The sequence below is a fragment of the Gordonia sp. SMJS1 genome, from assembly GCF_029866425.1.
Classification (GTDB): domain Bacteria; phylum Actinomycetota; class Actinomycetes; order Mycobacteriales; family Mycobacteriaceae; genus Gordonia; species Gordonia hongkongensis.
In genome coordinates this window covers 5,082,645-5,102,605 of record NZ_CP123381.1, presented here as the reverse complement: position 1 = coordinate 5,102,605, position 19,961 = coordinate 5,082,645, and the positions used below count along the sequence as shown (strand labels likewise).

10 protein-coding genes are annotated in these 19,961 nt (G+C 59.8%); 1 reads left to right on the top strand and 9 read right to left on the bottom strand.

Annotated elements, in window-relative coordinates:
* Positions 1 to 67: 67 nt before the first annotated feature.
* The gene (locus QAD21_RS23010; protein WP_068972301.1) at positions 68 to 730 is read right to left on the bottom strand and encodes a hypothetical protein; all 663 of its coding nucleotides are present in this window, start codon (positions 728 to 730) and stop codon (positions 68 to 70) included.
* 569 nt (positions 731 to 1,299) lie between these two features.
* On the opposite strand from QAD21_RS23010, the gene dnaB reads away from it, so the two are divergent.
* Positions 1,300 to 3,528 carry a replicative DNA helicase gene (gene dnaB / locus QAD21_RS23005; RefSeq protein ID WP_058252878.1) on the top strand — a complete coding sequence of 743 codons (2,229 nt, stop codon included), beginning with the start codon at positions 1,300 to 1,302 and terminating at the stop codon, positions 3,526 to 3,528.
* Between the two features lie 1,199 nt (positions 3,529 to 4,727).
* Here dnaB and QAD21_RS23000 read toward each other — a convergent pair.
* The 8 genes from QAD21_RS23000 to QAD21_RS22965 all read right to left on the bottom strand — a co-directional run bounded on the left by QAD21_RS23000 (position 4,728) and on the right by QAD21_RS22965 (position 19,944).
* Positions 4,728 to 6,083, bottom strand: a complete 1,356-nt coding sequence (locus QAD21_RS23000; RefSeq protein ID WP_277242415.1) for a hypothetical protein — start codon at positions 6,081 to 6,083, stop codon at positions 4,728 to 4,730.
* A gap of 2 nt (positions 6,084 to 6,085) precedes the next feature.
* A complete protein-coding gene (locus tag QAD21_RS22995; RefSeq protein ID WP_277242416.1) occupies positions 6,086 to 7,852 on the bottom strand; it encodes an Hsp70 family protein in 1,767 nt (588 codons plus the stop codon).
* Positions 7,849 to 8,847, bottom strand: coding sequence for a hypothetical protein (locus QAD21_RS22990; RefSeq protein ID WP_280360297.1), 999 nt, complete (start codon positions 8,845 to 8,847; stop codon positions 7,849 to 7,851). Before QAD21_RS22990 ends, QAD21_RS22995 begins: the two co-directional genes overlap by 4 nt.
* A 131-nt stretch (positions 8,848 to 8,978) precedes the next feature.
* Positions 8,979 to 10,097 (bottom strand): hypothetical protein, encoded by a 1,119-nt coding sequence (locus tag QAD21_RS22985; RefSeq protein WP_277242418.1) that lies wholly within the window; start codon positions 10,095 to 10,097, stop codon positions 8,979 to 8,981.
* A gap of 183 nt (positions 10,098 to 10,280) precedes the next feature.
* Positions 10,281 to 12,137: a hypothetical protein gene (locus QAD21_RS22980; protein WP_280360296.1), complete on the bottom strand. Its 1,857-nt coding sequence runs from the start codon at positions 12,135 to 12,137 to the stop codon at positions 10,281 to 10,283.
* 3 nt (positions 12,138 to 12,140) lie between these two features.
* Positions 12,141 to 15,497, bottom strand: a complete 3,357-nt coding sequence (locus QAD21_RS22975; RefSeq protein ID WP_280360295.1) for a DUF499 domain-containing protein — start codon at positions 15,495 to 15,497, stop codon at positions 12,141 to 12,143.
* A gap of 2 nt (positions 15,498 to 15,499) precedes the next feature.
* Entirely contained in the window at positions 15,500 to 17,188 is a 1,689-nt protein-coding gene (locus QAD21_RS22970) for a DUF262 domain-containing HNH endonuclease family protein (protein ID WP_280360294.1), read from the bottom strand.
* Entirely contained in the window at positions 17,185 to 19,944 is a 2,760-nt protein-coding gene (locus QAD21_RS22965; RefSeq protein WP_277242423.1) for a DUF1156 domain-containing protein, read from the bottom strand. The genes QAD21_RS22970 and QAD21_RS22965 overlap by 4 nt, the downstream gene beginning before the upstream one ends.
* Between the last annotated feature and the right edge of the window lie 17 nt (positions 19,945 to 19,961).

The window sequence follows — 19,961 nt, the reverse complement described above, 5'->3', positions numbered from 1 at the left end:
ACACAAGGCCGGGTGGAGATCCTCCACCCGGCCTTGTCGTGTCTGTTGAGCGCCTCCGCGTGAGACCCTATTTCGGCGCAGGCGGACTGGCCGGCAGCTGGTTCCAGTACTGCAGTCGCGGCGGAAGGTACTGCGGTGCCGGGTTGGCGCTGTGGTCGACCGCGTTGTTGCCCGGACCGAGTGTGTCCCAGGACGGGAAGAAGAACTTGTGCCAGGCGGGCGTGAAGATGAGAGCGCGGTCGCCGGTGCGGCAGGCGACGGTGTCGCGACGGGGCACGGTGCACGTGACGCCTTCGATGGTGACCCGTTTGCCGACACCGAGGATCGGTGGCCGGAAGCCGCTCTCCGGGCCGAACCGGTAGGTCTGATCGGCACGCGCCCACCACGGGCCCTGCTGATCATCGGAGATCACCGCGCCGGTCGCGTTCGGCGGGGCGGTCGCGGGACGGCCCGCGCAACCGACGTAGCGGTAGCCGGGACCGATCTCGCACACCCACCTACCGGTGGTGAAGAAAGACCGTCCGTTGTCGACATAGGCCAGCGATCGGAACGTCGTCGGGGCGACCGGCTGATAGCGCGACAGATCGAACTCGACGGGCATCGAGGGACCTGGCGCGGCGGACGTCGGCGGGGCCGCCGCCAGCCCGGCGGCAGCGGTCACGGCCGCCAGCACGGTGACCGCACGACGGACGACGACGGACCTCAACCCCAACCTCGACACGATCGACATTGCATCACACCCACAGGGGCGTCGTTCGGCGATCGCCGCAGAATCGTGCGAACCGGCGTCGCCCGCCCGTCTGGCCAGGTGTAACGCAGACCACACCGGATGTTCACCCGAATATTCGCCACGGGGAGTTGAACAGGTGTCCGCAACACGCCCGCAAGACGACGCGCCGAAGAAGTCCAAAGGATTTCCAATTACTTGATTGTGGAAATTAGTGAGGGCGCTGACCTGCGAAAACTGTGTTGTTCACACCCTGATTCCTCAGGTTGTCCACAAAGCCTGCACAACTCGTCCCCCCGCAACTCACACACCGTCCACAAGTGTTCCCCAGATCCGTCAACAGGTCGGTTTGAGTAGCGGTCGCAGACGTCCTAGTGTCACGCCTCAGCGTCTCCGTCCGTCTCGGCGCACACGACACTTCGCTGTCGGTGCCACCCGATAGGAAGAGACTGACCAGAACACGACGTCGACACCGGGGACTCGCGACGTGGCCTACCGGGGCCGACACCAGACTCAGGGTCGTACTCATTCGATGTCGGGTGGGATCGAACGTTGCGAGAGGTTTGACACGCGTGGCTGTTGTGGATGACCGCGGGCGCGGCCCCGCCGCCGGAGGGCGAGGCCGGGAAGACGAGATCCCTGCCGAGGACTTCGGTAGGCAGCCCCCGCAGGACCTCGCCGCCGAGCAATCGGTGCTCGGTGGCATGTTGCTGTCCAAGGACGCGGTCGCCGACGTCGTCGAGAAGATCCGCACCGGCGACTTCTACCGTCCGGCCCATCAGGCGGTCTTCGAGGCGATCCTCACCCTGTACTCGAAAGGCGAGCCCGCCGACGCGGTGACGGTCGCCGCGGAACTCGAGCGGGCGGGCGAGCTCAAGCGCATCGGTGGTGCGCCGTACCTGCACACGCTGATCTCCACGGTGCCCACCGCGGCGAACGCCGGCTACTACGCCGAGATCGTCGCCGAGAAGGCGTTGCTGCGTCGACTCGTGGAGGCCGGCACACGCATCGTCCAGTACGGCTACGCCGGCGCCGACGGGCAGGACGTCGCCGAGGTGGTCGACCGCGCCCAGGCCGAGGTGTACGAGGTCACCGAGAAGCGCACCGCCGAGGACTACGTCCCGCTCGAGGATCTCCTGCAGCCGACGATGGACGAGATCGACTCCATCGCGTCGCGAGGTGGCATCTCGCTCGGTGTCCCGACCGGCTTCGCCGATTTCGACAAGCTCACCAACGGGCTCCACCCAGGTCAGATGATCATCGTCGCCGCACGTCCTGGCGTCGGCAAGGCGCTCGCGCTCGACACCCCGCTGCCGACGCCCACCGGCTGGACCACGATGGGCAAGGTCGGGGTCGGCGATCTCCTGCTCGATGCCCACGGCCGGCCCACCCGGGTCGTCGCCGCCACCGAGGTGATGACCGAACGGCCCTGCTACGAAATCGAATTCAACGACGGCGCGACGATCGTCGCCGACGAGCAACACCAGTGGGCGGCCGAGATCGACGGCGAGCGGCGGGTCGTCACGACCGCCGGCCTGCGGGCGCACGTCGGCTGCGCGGTCGTGCGCAACACCGCGCCGCTCGAGTTGCCGCGCAAGCGGTTCGCGTACGGCCCGTACACGGTGGCGGCGCTGGCCGGGATGGCCTTCGACGATCCCGAGATCAGCATGCGCATCGACGCGGAGGGCCCGGTCGACGTCATGACGCTGATGGCGGACCTCGGTGGCCGGATTCCGTACGAGTATCTCCGTGGTTCGATCGCGCAGCGTCGTGCCCTGCTCGCGGGGTTGCTGGATGCCCGTGCCTCGGTGGACGACGACGGCTGGATCACCGTGCCCGCCGCGACGCGGCACATGACGGCGGTCGTCGCCGACCTCGTGGCCGGGCTCGGTTTCAACTACAAGCGGTCGGCCACGGGGTGGTTGCGCGTCGACGCCGACGAAGACGTGTTCACCGTGCACCACAAGGCGATTCGGCACAAGGAGCTGCGTCGCCGGGCCGGTGTCCGACGCGTCGTCGCCGTTCGCCCCGTCGATCCGGTCCCGGTGCGCTGCGTGCAGGTCGACAACGCCGACCACCTGTATCTCGCGGGTGAAGCGATGGTCCCGACGCACAATTCGACCCTGGCGATGGACTTCCTGCGATCTGCGGCCATCGGACACGGCCTGACCGCCGCCATGTTCTCGCTGGAGATGAGCAAGACCGAGATCGTCATGCGCCTACTGTCGGCGGAGGCGAAGATCAAGCTCGCCGACATGCGTGCCGGCACGATGAGCGACGACGACTGGACACGGCTCGCACGTCGAATGGGTGAGATCTCGGAGGCGCCGTTCTTCATCGACGACTCACCCAACCTCACGATGATGGAGATCCGCGCCAAAGCGCGCCGTCTCAAGCAGCGGCACGACCTGAAAGTCGTTGCGGTGGACTACATGCAGCTGATGACGTCGGGCAAGAAGGTCGAGTCGCGCCAGCAGGAGGTGTCGGAGTTCTCCCGCCAGTTGAAGCTGCTGGCCAAGGAACTCGAGGTCCCGGTGATCGCGATCAGTCAGCTCAACCGTGGTCCGGAGCAACGTACCGACAAAAAGCCCCAGGTGTCGGACCTCCGTGAGTCCGGCTCGCTGGAGCAGGACGCCGACATGGTCATCCTGCTGCACCGCCCCGACTCCATCGAACGCGACGACCCGCGCGCCGGTGAGGCCGACATCATCGTCGGCAAGCACCGTAACGGGCCCACTGCCACCATTACCGTTGCGCACCAGCTACATCTGAGCCGGTTCGTGGACATGGCGCGGGGGTAGCCGATGCCGCGGCAGGCAGAATTTGAGACTACTCGCCCGTAGCGTGAGAATTTGAGACTGAGAGCGCGGTTGTCTCATCTGCGGTGGCGCAGGTGGACCAACTGGCCCGCAGGGCGACGTAGGACCCGACAGATCACAAACGGTGAGTTGCAGACCGTTTAGACTCGGCTTATGCCGCGTTCTCGTCCCACTGGATTATTAGTCGACACAAATTTTGTCTCTGCCTGGCGCGAAGCCAGAATCGAGCCGCCAAGTTGTGAGACGACGGTCTATGTAAGTACCGCGACGCTACAGGAACTATACAATATGCAATCAGGGGAAGGCTGGGGATATCGATACCTGATACCACCCTTCGTGTACTACGGACCAGGATTTACAGTCAGATATCGGGAGTATATCCGGACGCGTCGCGCTAGGCGTGAGAATATTGGCGTTCTCCGAGGTGATTCATCGGTAGGGTTTGCGTTGCGATTGCCAGATGACGCTAGCTTCCATGATGAAGAGTATGTAATGGAATGCTGCCATGCGCAATTAGTCCGGCTACATAAGTCAGGTAACTCGGAGCCAATAGAAGAACTCGCACGTCAAGCCCTAGGCCGCAACATATCCAAGTGCGTCAAGGCGAACTTCGAATTCATTACCGAACAGAGGATGGAGCCGATATTAGTTGATGAGAGGATTGCTGATCTTGCAGTATCACTATTACGTTCAATGCGGAATCTCGCGATAAACTACAAAGCCCGCCCGCGGAACACATTCAATGACCTTTTGATTCTGGCGACTGCACTTGACTATGGTCTGGATCTACGCACGAATGACAAGGTTCTCAAGCGAATCTCCGCCGAGAATGGGCTTTCAGTACTGCATCCTCGAGAGGAATTCTCGCTGGTCACCAGTCCTACCCCGTCGAGGCCCCCTAAGAATTCCAGAGAGCTAAACGGATATGTCAACGGCCAGTGGCGCAGCCTCCCACCCAGACTCTACTGACTGGTGACGCCACGCCAACAACACTGTGTGTCACACATAAGTAGAGCCGACTGACTGGCAGGTCTTGATGCCAAACAGGAGCTGGCGGTGCTGACTCAACCGGTGCCTGGGAACCCCGCAGCAACACTGTGCTCTTTGGTTCACATCTGCCTGCGGTGGTGTCGTTGCAGAGCCGAGTTGGAAGTCAATCCTATTCAGAGTGACCAATTTGTTCAGCCGAGACTCCGTAGCAGTTCTATGTGACGGCGCTGTTCCTTTTCATCGCGTTTGACGTGCACGCTGACGATGACGCGGCCTCCGTCCGGTTTGTAGTACACGCGCCCCATATCCTCGCTCCCGGAAAGTCCGGTGGCGAGCCTGGTCACCTCGCGCCATCCGGGCAGACCAGCTAGTCCGCTGCCGATGTTTACGCCCATATCGAGCTGGACAAGGCAACGCATTATGGCCGCCGGTGAGTCTAGGGCGGCCAACACCTCCTGGCTATCGAGTACGAAATCGATTCGGGCAAACATAGAGTCAAGAAATCCGGCTACTCCGCGACGTCGAGTGTTCCTCGCTGCACTTACCTTGTGGCGCTCGCGTTCGAGTGTCGTCACCTCGGCGAGTCGTTGTTGAAGTTCTTGGACAGTCTCGGTCAGCACACGACTCAGGTCTGCTGAGGTTAGGAGTTGTCCGCGAAGCGAGGACACTTCGTGGTTCAGTTCGGTGTTTTCCGCCAGAGCAAGTTCGAGGAGTTCTTCGGCGTCAGATCGCTTTGTGAGCAACTCACGTGCATCCAGCCCGAGTGCCGAGGATTGGCTCAGTTCGGTGACTTCGGCCTGGATGGACTTCTGATGCTCGCGCATCCGCTCGAATGCTACGAGCAGGGACGATTCACGGTCCTCGGTGGAGGTGAGCCGGCGGTGAAGACTCTGAATCTCGTTGATAGAAGACTCGAGTCGCTGGCTGAGTGCGGCGTTCGCGTTCACGAGATCTTCGATCCGTGTATCGAGAGACTCAGCGGGCGGCGTCGGGTTGGCGGCGACTGTGGTCGGAGACCCGTCTTCAATAGAAGGTTCTGGTGGAGTGAGGGCGTCTGCGACGAGCTCAAGCGCCCTGTCGTGGGATCCGACGAATCGCAGACGCGCGAACCAGTCGTAGAACTTGCCGTCTGATGCGGGTCGGTGGCTGACATCCCACCTCTGGACCGTGATGCCCTTCGATTCGAGCCCTATAACGATCTTGCTCGCTTCGGCTTCGGACGAGTTGAATAGAAGGTAGTGGCCAAAGTCGGTCGATTCGACGGACCAGTCACCCCGAATGCCGGGAAAGTTAGGTTCGGATGGGGAGCCGACTGAACTTGGAGCGTATGGAATCGCAGAGTTGGGCATAAGGAAGCGGTTGCAATCCTCTATCTCCCACGACGATTCTGCGATATCGACTTTGTTTCCCTCGCGCAGAAGGTAGACGGCGCCGCCGTAGACGACACCGGCATATCCGTTGGGCGTCAGTCGAACTGGCCTTCGTATCGCTGCCTCTATTTCCTCATCGGCATGGGTGACTCTTGCGACAACCTGCTGCGCTCCCATCGTCAGCTCGCGGTAGCGCACCTGCAGGCGGGGTCGCCCCACTGCCTCTTACAGACTGCGCATGGTTTGTAATAGAGGTGCTCGAGTCTCTGGTCCTCGGTTGCTTGGTAGCGTCCGGGCATGCGGGCAAATGCATGAGGCTTGCTCTTGTAAAGAACATCTCCCGGGATCAGGTCGTCGTCTTTCTCGGCAGCGACATTCGCTCGGACTACAAGTCCTCCTTTGGGTGGGTCTGCAGGCTGATCCGTTTTGTCCACTGGATCTGTGTTGTCGTCGTTTGGAAGAGCGATCCCAAACTCCAGGTCGAAATACGATGCCTTCGAGCGATCAGCGCGTTGGGTGGAGAATGCGTTGACATGCAGAATGAGGTCATCGTCGATCTCGACGTTAAGGTTGAGTCGTTCGACAAGTGGTGGTGCTGCCGTATCCACCTTGACAGTTGTTGTACCCAGAAATGTCCGGGGATCGCTGGCTTGCGGTTGATCAGCGATCGCTGTGGGAGTGACTATCGAGAACTTGGCGGTCCCGTCGGTTGGATCGGTGCAGTAAAGGTCAAATCGCTCGTGCCGGACGTCCCCGTCGCTAGGCATCGGTGTGCCAGCGCGTAACAGTGGGAGCCTGGACCCGCGTGCCATCTCGAGCTCGATCTGCTTGGCTAGCACCAGAGTCTGTGAATCGTGGGCGATCCATGCGGCTCCCTGCGACACTAGGGTCGCGCTGTTCTTAGGTATTACGACTCGTTCAGGTCCAAACATCTCGTGAAGACTGCTGCGTATGCTTGGCATTGCGGCCATCCCGCCCGCAACAAGGCAGAGTGAGATCTGGCCGGGTGCCACGCCGACGCTCTCAAGCAGCGAATCGATCTTCCCTATCCCGGACTCGACTAGACGCCTTGTAATCTCGTCGAGCTCTGTCCGGCTCAGTGAGTACTCGAGTGCCGTGTCAGATTGTGGAAAGTAGCCAGGAGTGTAGAAGGTGACGACTTGCCTGTAGGAAAGATCGATCTTGTTCCGTTCGGCGCTCTGAAGCAGTCGCAAGCGAGCTTCTGGGGTGGGCACGTCGGTGTCTTCGATGCCGTGGCGAACAGCGAAGCGGCCCACTACTTCATCGCGAATCACCTGGTCGAACTGATCTCCCCCGACGTCCTCGGTCGCGCCGTTGCGCAACTGGACTATTCGTCCAGGCTCTACCCTGCACAGCGTCAAGTCGAGAGTGCCGCCACCCCAGTCAACAACAAGTACGTTGCGGCCTTTGAGTTTTCGTACGAGGCTTTGTGGGTCGTCCGATCCGCGGATGTATCCGTACAGTGCGGCAAATGGTTCATGGACAAACTGTGCGATTGAGATATCAGCCTGAGCAAAAGCCTCGCGAAGTGCTGCGCGACGTGGCCCGTTCATGTTCACGGGGATAGTGACCACTGCGCGGTCGGCGGCACCTAGCGCTTTCCTGCGACTACGCGTCAGAGATTCCGAGCGCACATGACGGATGACATCTGCAACGATATCGATGGGGCTGCGCTCCACGCCGCCCACGGTCACGGCTTCCTGTCCCAGCAGGAACTTTGGGGAGCGCACTGTATTGCCGTGAACGCCTAAGCCGACATCCTCAAGCGCCTCCCGTGCTTCACGGCCAACGATCACCTCCTCCCCTTCGTAGCGGACAACAGATGGGTACGGAAGTCCAGATTCATCAAGTGAGTCGATCACCCTGTCGCCCGAGACAACAGAAATCAAGCTATTCGTCGTACCAAAATCGAATCCGACTATCACAGCGCTCCTTCGTCAAGATCTTTCAATGCATCGACTTCGCCTTTGATGGCGTCCAGCGCACGTTCTACAAACTCCTCCGCCACTGAAGTGCGGCCGTTTCGCACCGCGTGGAGTCCATCAGTGAGCATGCCGACCTGAGATGAAAGTCGACGCAGTATTCGGCTGCGCAGGTTCTCGAAGTCATCGACGGCATGACTGTGGTCGACGCTTCGACCACTTCGTTCCTCTGCGAGTTGCTGCTCGAGCTGGGCAACTTGTGACATGGACTCAGCCAACTTGGCACTCTGGCGCTGAAGCTCTGCGGACAATGAATCGGCCTTTGCCGCGGCTTCTGCGGATTGTCTCCGTAGTTCGGATGCTTCGGCAGTGCTGAAATCCAGTTCGTGGCGCGCTCGGCGGAGCACCAATGAATGGTGGGCTGCAAGTTGGCTGAGTTCATCGATCGCCTTTGACGATGCGAAAAGTGCGGCTGCCTTCTGGACACTGGGTTGAGTGGGGCGCACCCACACAGCCGAGGACATAGCTTCGATGAACTGCGCGGATGTCCACTCGCCTCGGAGAACGCAGAGCAGTGCATATGCCGAGATCGCATTTACCTTGAGACGCTCCTTCTTCGCTGCCGTGAATTCCTCCTCGTCAGCCACGCCGACGCTCTGAGGTTCGAGGTCGTTTACTCTCGCCGCTAATTCAGCAGCCAAAGGGGTATTTGCCGCAGAGGTGCCAATCAGGACGTCTTGCCGTCCCTCGAAGAGCGGGTGGTGCGCGAGAGCCACAGTCATTAATTGAATGAGCCGCTTCTGTACGTCAGGTTGCGCACCGAGCCCGGCTAGGCTGGACAACAGGTTTGGTGGAACGTCGACTAACGGGTCGTTAGAGGCGAGCCGGGTGACCTGATCAATCTCTGCAGCCTCAACGTCCCGCTCCATTTTGATGGCTCGCATCGATGCCTGTGTTAGGTCCAGTTTCTTTTCGCCTTGCTGGTAGGCGTAGTCCAAGAGAGCCGCTATCGTCGACGGGCGCTCCTTAGCGTGCGAGCGCATCCTCTTACGCGAGGTCTGTGGCGGTGAACTGTTGTTGTCAGTCGCCTCGGGACCGGGAGTGTCCGCTGGAATCTCAGATCCGGTCGTCACGGTGTGTGTTCTCCTTGTGTGCGAAGTCGGAAGTTCTTGTACCAACGTTCGGCTGCTCTTGTATGACGAATCTGATCGGCTTCGTGCCTTGCTGCGTCGATGTCACCGGCAGCTCGAAGATGCTCAGCGGCGATAAGGTGAAGCTTGAACGCATCGGAAGACCGTTGAGAGTGAATGCTGCTGATGAGTTCGGTGGCCTCGTTCGCGGAACCGTCGAGTGGGATTGCGCTCCAAGTTACTACCTGTTCGATCACGGAATCGCTGAGCATGTGGTCAAGGCTCGTATCCGGCGACACCGTGAGATCTGATGTATCCCACGACGTGCCGTTCAACATTGACTCGAAACGAAGAGCGACTTCAGCGACTCGCCTGCTTCGTGTTTTGGTCATCGCGCGGCGGAACTGGTTGTAGTGAAATGCGACAATCCCGCATATGGCTTCGGCGGGTGGTCGGTCAAAGGCGCCGAGGCTGGCTACGGCCTGGTCGTACTTCGCTTCATACGCGCCTGAGCCTGCGTTGATTGAGCCTGCTTCCGACTCTCGTTCGCGCGCGAGAACGCCGTAAAGGTAGCTGGCGATGCCGCCTCGGTAAGTTGCAGCTGTCGCGAAATGATGTGACCGCATAATGAAATCGTCAATGGACCGGCGACTGAGTTCGCCGCCCTCGATGAAGTGCTGCAGGGCAGAGTCGACGCCTTCAAGATCGTCGTTGTCGGCAAGTGCGAACTCGAACTCAAACTTCTGTTCAACACCGGAGTTATGCAAACCGATGTCGATGACACCACGCCGCTGTGACGACAGCAGTTGGATCGCCTCGCCGATCGCGACCCGAGCATTGTTAACAGTGACCTGATCAGATGATCGTATTGCCCAGTCGCTGGGTGACGTTTTCGTAGTGATAGTGAGCCGGCTTCGACCGCATTCACGGCCTCGTAGGATAAGCAGCGGCCGCGCCGTTGCGTGGCCCTCGAACAGGTGGACATTGAGATCGCGGTGTGTGGCAAATTGGGCGTCGCAAGTCCGGCACGTGAACGTGGCCGGTGTTCTTGCGAAAGGGCCATCATCATCTGCCGTTGGCTCATGGAAATCCATGTAGCCGGTGTGCCAGAACCCCATAATGACTAACTTCTCCTCGGCCTAGGCTTCTTCTCTGCGGCAGGGCAGAGCTCATCGCTCCTGATGCTGATCCGGCTCACTTCGCCAGGCTGAAGATTACGACAAGGGTACGACACCGAGGGTCTCCATCCTGCAGTCATAGAACGCGCCGGCGGCAAACAACCACTACCACGTCGTCGCATGTCAGTTCGTCCTGAAGTTGGGCAGATGCGGTCCGATATAGCCGACATAGACCCTGCCCGTACCAGCCGCATCGTTGTGGTAGTGCATTCGCGGGCTCACGGTCCCGTGCTTGGCTATCTTCACGTGAGCGCCCATGAAGATCTGCCCTGTCGGATCTACCTCAGTCGGGACCGGGAACGTGCGTGCCGGACCAAATTGTGGATGCCTCTCGGTGGAGGAGGTTTCATCTCGTGCGTGGCTCTGAGGCGGAATGGAAACGCAGCCGGCGGGAGTCCGTTCGAGATAGTCGGTCACACTTCCGATGAACTCTCCATTTGTGCGTAGGCGGCAGTAGTCCTCGAGTGCCCGTAATGCGTTCCACGTCTTGCGTGCCCATGAATCCAGTGGGTTCTTTTCATCCAGTTCGATGGCGAACTTGTCTTGCCCGGTGAAGGTTACGAAGTGGAACTCGTCGAAGCGATCGAGGAGTTCTTGGAAGCTGCTGGGAGACACATCGAGTGGAGACGTTGGTGTTTGCCAATCGACCTGCTCGCCCACCCGGGCCAGCTCACTGCGAAGATGACGGAGTTCTCGGTTGGCATCGTCGAGATCGCTTTGAGCTTCAGAAAGATCGAGGAACCCGTCTTCCACGTTGCGGGTCAGTTCAATGTTCTGATCCTCCAGAGCGTTTCGCTCAGACTGGATCGTCTGTATGCGTTCCCGAACCAGTTTGACGCTGTCGCGTTGATGGATCGCGTCGGTGGCGAGCTGACCAAGCCGGGTGACGGCGTCTGCCGTCACTTCGGCGGTGCCGATCACCGACCGCACAACGGTTTTCAGAGCCGCGACGATTCCGTTCGGTAGTGGAGTCTCGATGTCAGAGACAACGGGCGTGCGATCTGCTCGCTGTGGCGCAGTCGAGGAGTCAGGCGTCACAGTGTCGACTTGGGAGGATTCAACCGTCTGGGGCGGGGGCGATGCATGGACCGTGACGCGATCAACGATCACTTCATCGAGAAGTTCGCGAAGTTTGCGGTCAATGCGAACCAGTTCAGATGGCGCGCTGACCGTCGTTGAGTGGCGACAGGCAGCTCGTGCCAGCAGATCTCGGAGGTGATACTCGGAATCATTGATGATGCGTTGAGTTGTCAGGATGCGGTGACGGAGCGAATCATGTGGATCACTCAGTTCCGGCTGTGGTAGGAACGTGCGAATCGACCATGGCCGTAGCCGGTGGGATTCGGGCAGGCGCGCGTTGAGTGCGAGCGTTGCTCCCGCGTCCAGAACGTAGGCGCTGGCAATGCCTCTTGTCCGAGCTAAAAGCGTGGAAACAAAGTCTGCCCACTTGGGCTGCGGGATAGTGGGATTGTCGTCGGCTCCGGCGATGAAGAGAAATCCGCGCCGGTCGGGGTCGGTCAACGCACTGTAGATCTGAGGGACATCGTCAACCTGCGAGCGAAGCGGTTCTGCAGTCAATCGATGGTGGCCGTCAAGACCTTCACAGACCTCCAGCACATTGCCAACAAGTCGCGGCACACTTGCGGATTGCCCTGAAGGCTTCAAGACATCGGTCCACACCCAGCCGTCGTTCTTACGATCAACGAAGGTGGTCAGTTGCGTAACCCATATGCCGTGACCCTCGTCTTGATGAAAGCGCCACCGCTCAATCATGCTGCCGTCTTGGCGTTCGTCGCGGACTAGTGAGGCGACCACGCCAGGCGCAACCTCCGCGACGCCCGGGCCCGCGAGCTTGTCTGCATCCCAACTCTTTCGAGGGTCTTTGCACCAGGCGTAAATCTGCTCGTGAACCTTGGTAGCCAGATCAGGATCACTCTCGACCCTGAAGATCGATCTGCACCCCAACTCAGTCCCGGACATGAGTCACTCCACCTCGAAACCCGACTGGTCGAACTTGAGCGTTCGCGCGTTCTCAGAAACCGTCCGGATCTTGCCCTCCGCGAAGCCTGTCGGATCATTTGCTTCGATCTCGATGGTGACTGTGACGTCAGTATCGCCGTCGCGAAGGTGGGCGAGTACCTCGTCTGCGATGTTCTTGAAGTCGAGGGCGATGCGATCACTGTTGAGAGTCTTCACACCGTAGAAGCGTGTCTTCTGTGGCGTCGGGGGCGGTTTGGGGGATGGACCGGGGCGGCGCATGCCACCGCCGTCGCCGCCATCCTGGTCGGTTTCGTCTTCACCGTCCGAGCCTTCTTGTTCGGTATCGGCGTCGCGTTGGGCTGTAGCTTTGTCCGGTTGGACCAGGAGTAGCGAGTCTGTTGGTACGGGTGCTGAGCCTGGGTCGCCCGGTATCCACAGTCCGACGTAGCGGTTCTCGCTGTCGTTGTATCCGCTGGCCAGCGCGAAGGCTTCGGCTGCCCAGATCATCGGCATATCGATGACACCCTCGTCGAGGACTCGACGATCGCGTAACCGCGGCATGTAGGTGTACTGGCTGTACAAGCCCCACAGTGTGCCGAGTGATACGTGGCCGTCTTTCCATATCTGGGGAATCTTGTTGATGGAGAAGCGGATCGTGTTGGCCGCCTGCTGCGTGAAGAGATCGCCATCATTGCCGAGTCGCCTGGAGGCGCGTTCGGCAAGTGAGTCGGATTGACCTTCGACCTTGACCTCCCGAACGACGAACGGCGCGCTGATGTCCTTCTGCGCTGACGGAACAAGTGCCCACACGAATGTCTGGAGCAGTCGCGAGGTTGCGGTGTGGTCGGCCTGCTGCCGGCGCTGATCGGCTTGGTTCTTCTGGTTCTGGGTGAGATCGAGATCGATCTCGTTGTCTAGGACATGTTTCCAGCCGAGGTAGTCGCGAACTGCGTTGTTGAGTTCTTCGAGCCGCGCTTCGTCGGCTGCCAGGAAGACCACCATGTTCCGGTGGGTTCGGCTGGCGCTACCTCGCTGCTCGGTTGCCTTCTGCGCGAAAACCTTCGCGGGAGAATCGGTACCCCGTTTGTGACACACCTTGGGATGCAGGATCACTAGGCGGGCTTCATCGATGTCAGGGATATCGGAGTTGACTTCTGGGCACACATGGATGCCAGCGAAATCGCCTCGGCTACGGCCCTGGCTTTGGAGGCGACGTACGATCTCGGCCCACACGTCTTCCTTGTGTAGCCGTTCGGCCTGATCTTTCGCGGTACGGGTGATGTTGGCTTGCAGGTCGTACCAGTACTTGCCTGACCCGGAATAGAAGTAAGTGGCGCGGTCCTGCAATTGGTTCAGAGCAGAGTGGAAGTTGCCTGGGATATCTCCAGGAATACCCGTTCCGAGGAACACGCGCTGGGTCGCAATTCCCTTACTGTACGCCCCCGGCCCAATGGTCGGAGCGGCACCGAAGAACACCGTCCGGGCCAGCCTCTTGGTCAGAGACCGCTGCCCGAACAGCGGTTTGTCCTTGTCGATACGTGCCGGCTCGGACTGCGGGCCGTCGACATCGGCGTCGATGATGGCCTTCCATGAGTCCTGAAGATATTGAGTCAGTTCCGAATTCACATCCGACGTGGCCAACGGGATGGAGCCCGGCATGATGAGCGGCGACGCATCTTCGCCGGTCCACAACGCGTGAATCACGGTGGACATCAGCCGCAGCACACCACGGGTGCGTTGAAAGCGCTCAAGCGACGACCACTCCTCGTACAGAGTGTCGAAGAGCTCAGGATGGATCGGATAGGTCTGCTTGATCCGATCCTCATACACAGAGTCTCGAGATTCGCGAGGGAAGTCGTCGATGTACTTGCGGTACATCTCCACGTACGCGCGTGCGGTCGCGTTGATCGCCGCCAACGCGGCAGCATCGGGCTGAGTAAACAGCCGCTGTTTGACGATGTGGTACGCCTCGGTCGATGAGGCGGGGCGCCACTGGTCGGCGACGCGGCGCACGACGTTCTGCAGCCGCTTCAGTGCTTCCAGTCCGTGTGTGCCGCCGACCTCTTCAGCGTTGCCGGCGGCAGGCTCGGCATCATCACCACTTTCCGACGCGGGAATCGAGATGGCAAGCAGAATTCCAGACGTGCCCTTGGCGGCTTCGGTCAGTGATTGGGCGAAGGTGAATTGATCATCGAATGTTCCGCCGGCCAAGTCGTCGCGACCGACGAGTGAGCGCGCGTAGGCGACCCATTCGTCCACGAGAATCACAGCCGGTGCGTATGTGGCCAGCAAGTCATGCAATGCCTGCCCGGGAGGTGTGCGGTCGGCATCGGCCTTGGCAACAATCGCATACGCCTCTTCGCCACCAAGTTGCCACGCGAGTTCACCCCAGATCGTGTTGATCCGCGTGCCGTCGTGGACAACGCCCGAGGGACTGAAGTGGTTGCCCACGACGGCGACGCGGTTGATCTTGTCGCCCGTGTAGCCACAGCTGGCCAGCAACTCTTGGGTGTCTTGCGGAAACTCCCCGACGGGAAGTCCGGCGGCGACATGCCACAGAGACAGCATCGAGTGCGTCTTACCGCCACCAAAGTTGGTCTGCAGGTTGATGACTGGTGACGCGTTGTCGTCACCCGATAGGCGCCGGACCGCTCGTCCTATGAGATCCTGAAGGCCTTCTGTGAGGTAGGTACGTTTGAAGAACTCGACGGGATCGGCGTAGTCGGCGTCGACTTCGCCGCCGCTGGCCACCTTGTATAGATCTGCGGCGAACTCAGATGCGTGGAAGTTGCCGGTAGCCACGTCCTGATGGGGTGGCAGCACATCACGCCATGGCTTCAGACCGGTTGACTCGGGGTTGTCAACTGCTGCCTTCAGGACCTTCTTGTCGGCCTTGTCCGCGGTGACGCGTCGGAGGTTGAGCCTGATCTCTTTGACCTGGTCTGCTTCCTTCGCGGCGCCGATCAATTTGAGGAGTCGCTCGCCGGTGTCCAGGGCTCGGTACGCGTCATCATCACTGAAGGTTCCGTTGTGTGCCCACGTGTTTCGCACTTCACGCAGCTCACTCGCGTAGGTCTCACCGGCGCGACCAAGTGCTTTGCTGCACGGGTACCACCCGGGCTTGATCGAGGCGGTGATGTTGCCTTCGGTGAGCATCCGGAACTGGACTTGAGGATCACGCGGGTCATAGGTGCGGTCGCCTGCAGATCCGTTGCGTTGGTCCTTGGCTTGTACGAGTTGTGCCCACTGAGCGCCCTGCGCTGGATTGACCTGGCCCACCGCGGTGGAGATGAAGTCATCGACGGCCGGGGCCATAGCTTGGAACATGCGGTCGATGCGTTCGCGATTGCTGACGGCCATAGTCAGGTCAACTCCCATTCCTTGCTCAGCAGCGCGACGAGGTCCTTCTGGCGCTTTTCGATCACTGCGGGTGTCCACTCGTCTTCCGTGATTACCTGGGTAGTGAGAGCAAAGACGGCACTACCGTTGGCGCTGGTGAAATATTTGGCCTTCTTTTTGGCGAAGTCGTAATTCTGCGCCTGACTGTTTTTCGCGCGGTTTAGTAGCACTAGGTTGCCGAGGCGGTGGGTCCAATACAGGCGCTCCCCATCAGTGAATTCTTGCTTCCACAGGCTATTGTCCTTCGGGTTCTGCGGGAGTACGTGTTCGACGGTGATCATCTTGTGCTGATAGCTGACGCCGGGCACCTTGGCGAGCAGATCATCGAGACGAAGAAGCACATACTTGCGTACGGGTGCCACAAGATACAGTCGGCCGGACAACCGATCGCGAGTTTCTCCCACCTCCTCTGCCGTGAGGTCGAATGCGCCCGACGCCAGCCCATCGCCCTTCTCGAGTTGTTTGAGCAACTCGCCGTACCTGGAGCCTCGCGGGGTCGCGTATACGCGTCGCAGCAGCATGCTGGCGGCTAGGCGTTCGAGCTTCCGGAGAAACTCTGCAAGGTATGCAGGGTCGTTTCCATGTTCCTTGAGGGCCCACAGCGCTGGCGCACGCCAGTTATCATTGTCGACTTGCATCAGGCGACGTAGCCAGCTATTCACCGGGGACCAGTTCACGTCGTCGGGATAGTTCTGGGCCAGAAGGTGTTCGTACGCATCTGAGTACGGGATGAGAACCTCATCCACGAACTCACGCCCTTTGCCGGGCAGATACTTGCTGAGAACTTGTTCGTCGAACTCCTGGAGCAGGACTTTGGTTGCGCGCTCCTTCTGGAAGATCATTCGGACGTGCCCGAATAAATCCGCGAAGGAGTCGCGACCGAGGTCGACTTCTTCTTGTTCCCACTTGTCGGCGTACTCAGATACTTCGTGCTCGCTTACATCTCCTACATCTCCGATCACCTTGGATTTGAAGATGTCTGACGGGGTGAGGTCGAGTCCACGTGCGTTCATGACACTAAAGATGCGATGTGCGCTGTTGAGGTCTGGAGTGCTGACCACGACAAGGAGTGTGCGGATACCAAGCATTGTCGCGAGTCGTTGCCGCTTGTCATCAGACCACAACGCAATGCGATCGCGTAGCGCTACGGTGTTGTCGCGAATAGCCTTCTGGGCATCGGTTTTGAGGTAAGCGTCGTCGAGCCCAACGAGGCTCTTGGTGGCGCTTTCGTTCTGGACGTGATCCGCAAAGAACTGCTTGTCCCTCTTCCTTAGACTCAACCGCGGCTTCGCCTGGGTGCCAGCGAGGATCTCGCCTGGCTCGACAACCACATTGGCCAGCTCGCCTGCGAGCTTTGAGTTCTCCGTTAGATCACGCAGAACAGCGAAGAGGATACTCAGTGTAGTTAGTCGTTGCTGACCATCGATCACCTGGGCATCAGGGTCCGAACCTGCCTTGACGAGCACGATTGACCCTAGGAAGTAGGGCTCGTCGGTATCGCGTGCTAACGCGCCCTCCAAATCGTCCAGCAATTGGAGCGCTTGTTCCTTGCCCCAGGCGTACGGCCGCTGGTACTCGGGAATCGTGAACTCGTAGTCGCTTGAGAAGATCTTGCGTAGAGGGTACTCGCCTGCGCTGAGATCTTTCATCATTCATCTCCCTCGTCGAAGTCGAAAGTGCCCTGTGAGGTCCCAGCCTCTGGAGCGCTTCGCGCGACGTCAACTATCTCCGGCCAGCTGGTCACCAGGGTGTTGAAGCTGAGTGCGGCTTTGGTCCAGCCGTTCGCCTCGGCAATCCGGAACAGCAGGTGTGCAAGCTCCTTCACCAAATCGGATTCGATCGCACCGTCTGGCCGACTGAGCGCGATTCGCAAGAAGTCACCGGCAGGCGCGATGCCGTCGCGCTCGAGCGTCTTGATGAGGTGATGGAGTGCTTCCCAATTGCTGGTGTGCGGGTCAGCCAGGATGTCGTACTCCCACGGCAGATCGCTCGGCTTGAGAAGCTGAACTTTGCCTGCGCGACTTGTGAGGATCTCGCTGCGGTCCATCACATCAACGCTGGTGTTGCGGGCCCTCGCGAGGTTGTCGGCGTCACCGAACTTGCCGACGTCATAGCCGTGCTGGCGATACCAGGCAATCGCGAAGCGGCTCGTCGCGTCGAAGTCACCTTCCTGCTCGCTCAGCACCTGATCGAGGATCTCGTTAATCCGCGACAGAGCCGCTCGCACAGTCATCTTCGAACCATCGGGTTCGAGTACTGCGGAGTATCGACTGAACACCGCCATGCCAGGGCCAATTGCTGCCTGTGGGAGGTCGACAGGCGCGACCTGCCCCTGCTGCAGTTGGCGTAGGGACCTAGGTAACTCCGCCTCAAGGGTAGTGATGAACCCGCGACGGTCGATCGTTGCTGACCCGTCGGGGCGAGGGCGCAACGAGAGCACTATCGATGATGCCAGGGCGTTCATGTCCTTGGCCATCATGCGGTTGCTCATTTCGCTTCGACTTGGCCAGGTCGAGGTAATCTCCCACCCGCTCCGGATCATTCCCTCCAACAGCGTTTCCCAACCGGTGGAAGCCTCCGCACCACCATCCGAATCGCTTTGCTTGAACGCATACCAGACGGTCAATGGAATATCTGTACGCGCGGAATCACGGATCCGTGCGAACACAGACCGGAATCCGTCCTCGAAAAACTCTTTCGCCTCAGTCTTGCCTCCGTGTCGGTACGGATTGGCGACCAACTCCTCTGCTTTTGGGACCTGCATCGTCGAAAACAGGTCGGGGTAGATGGACCTAAGTGTTCGACGAAGCCAGACATAGAAGAAATCCGATAGGTCGGAATATCCAATGTTGTCGTAGTAAGGCGGGTCGGTGCTGACTACGAAGCCAGAGTAGTCACGTGTCGCCGCATCATGCTGCTCGACGTGGCCGATGGGCCCGCCGCTGTCGACGATAGCTTTGGACAGACTTCCCAGGCTCACTTCGAACGAGCCCGCAGCTTTTCCGAACGGCGGAGCCTCCGCGAAGTCCCACATCATCGGGATCGCCTGACGTGTAAATAAGTGGCGCACCTGGGTTTTGGTATTCTCCCATCCGCATAGCGCGTTGGCTATGTCCGCGAGGCGGCTGACGCCGAGGCCCAGGTACGTTGCGATGGCGTCAGCGTACTCCTCGCTGCCGCCATCAGCGACAACTCTCGTTCTAGCTTCACTAACCAAGTCGCTAAATGTCGCGAGAGCTGTCAATTGGCGTGGGGTAAATAGATCAGAGAATTCTTTAAAACCATACGTAACCGCTTTTAGATCGCGCGGATAATATCCCAACGAGCCCGCAATAGCGGAGTCGGGAGCGGGAATTCTGGCCGCGCTAACTTGCTTGCTGTCCGCGGGTAAGAACAATCGCCGTCGATCAACCTCGGCTACTACTGCGAGCATCGTGGTCCCAATGCGACGGTGCCGGCCCGCTTCTCTAATGTAGGACAAAGCGACACCAGTTGCGCAAGCTACACAATGAGCACCAGTACGACCAACAGTGCCATCATCTTTCGGGGAAGGGCCACCTTCAGCCCCGTCGTGGACGTCGAACACAACGCGTTGCCCTGAAGCGTGTGAACTGTCAGCCACGAGGTGAGGAGACAGGTAAGCCTCCCTGCCCTTCTTCTTGCTAACCCACCAACTACGGACAAGTGGCATCTCGATACCGCACGCAGGATTCGGACACGGCACGGTTCGTGCCCAAATCCATGCGATGGTGTTTGCTTGAATGCCGTCACTCAGGGTCGCCTTGGGATAAAGGTGACCGATGCGATCCTCGGCTTCCCGCTGCATCCAATCCCCATACGCCCGGACGTCGGCCACCAGTCCGTCTACACCGGCCCAATTCCGGATCTGCCCAGCGGCCATCCCTGGGAAGACCGGAACGCTCCCTCGGAAGCGCGGTGGAATCTCAATGAGCGCCTTATTAATGAGCACAGCAACGGGATTGAGGTCAGACGCATTCGACGCCAGCCCCAGCCGCTGGGCCTCGAATGGAATGGTCCCCCCGCCGGCAAAGGGGTCGAGGATCGGCGGGACATCGCTGCCTGTCGACTTCACGATCTCGGCATGGGCTTCGGCGAGGAGTTTCTCGTCGCGAATATTCTCCCAGACCACGAGGCGTTCGATCAGCTTGTGGAGTCTCTCGCGTTCTTTGCGTTGCAGTTCCTCGGTGGGGAACTCCTCTGGCCGCGCGGAAGGGTCGTCGACGAGTTGAGCGAACAAGACTGCACGCGCAGCTGCAAGCGGGCGGCGAGCCCACCACAAGTGGAGTGTGGAGGGGTGACCGTGCCGAATTGACTTCTCGCGGGCCGATTCACGATTGATCGCCTCGAGCGGCAGCGCTACCTCGATCAGTTTCTTCTTCGTCGTCACGTCCGTGTGCCTATCCG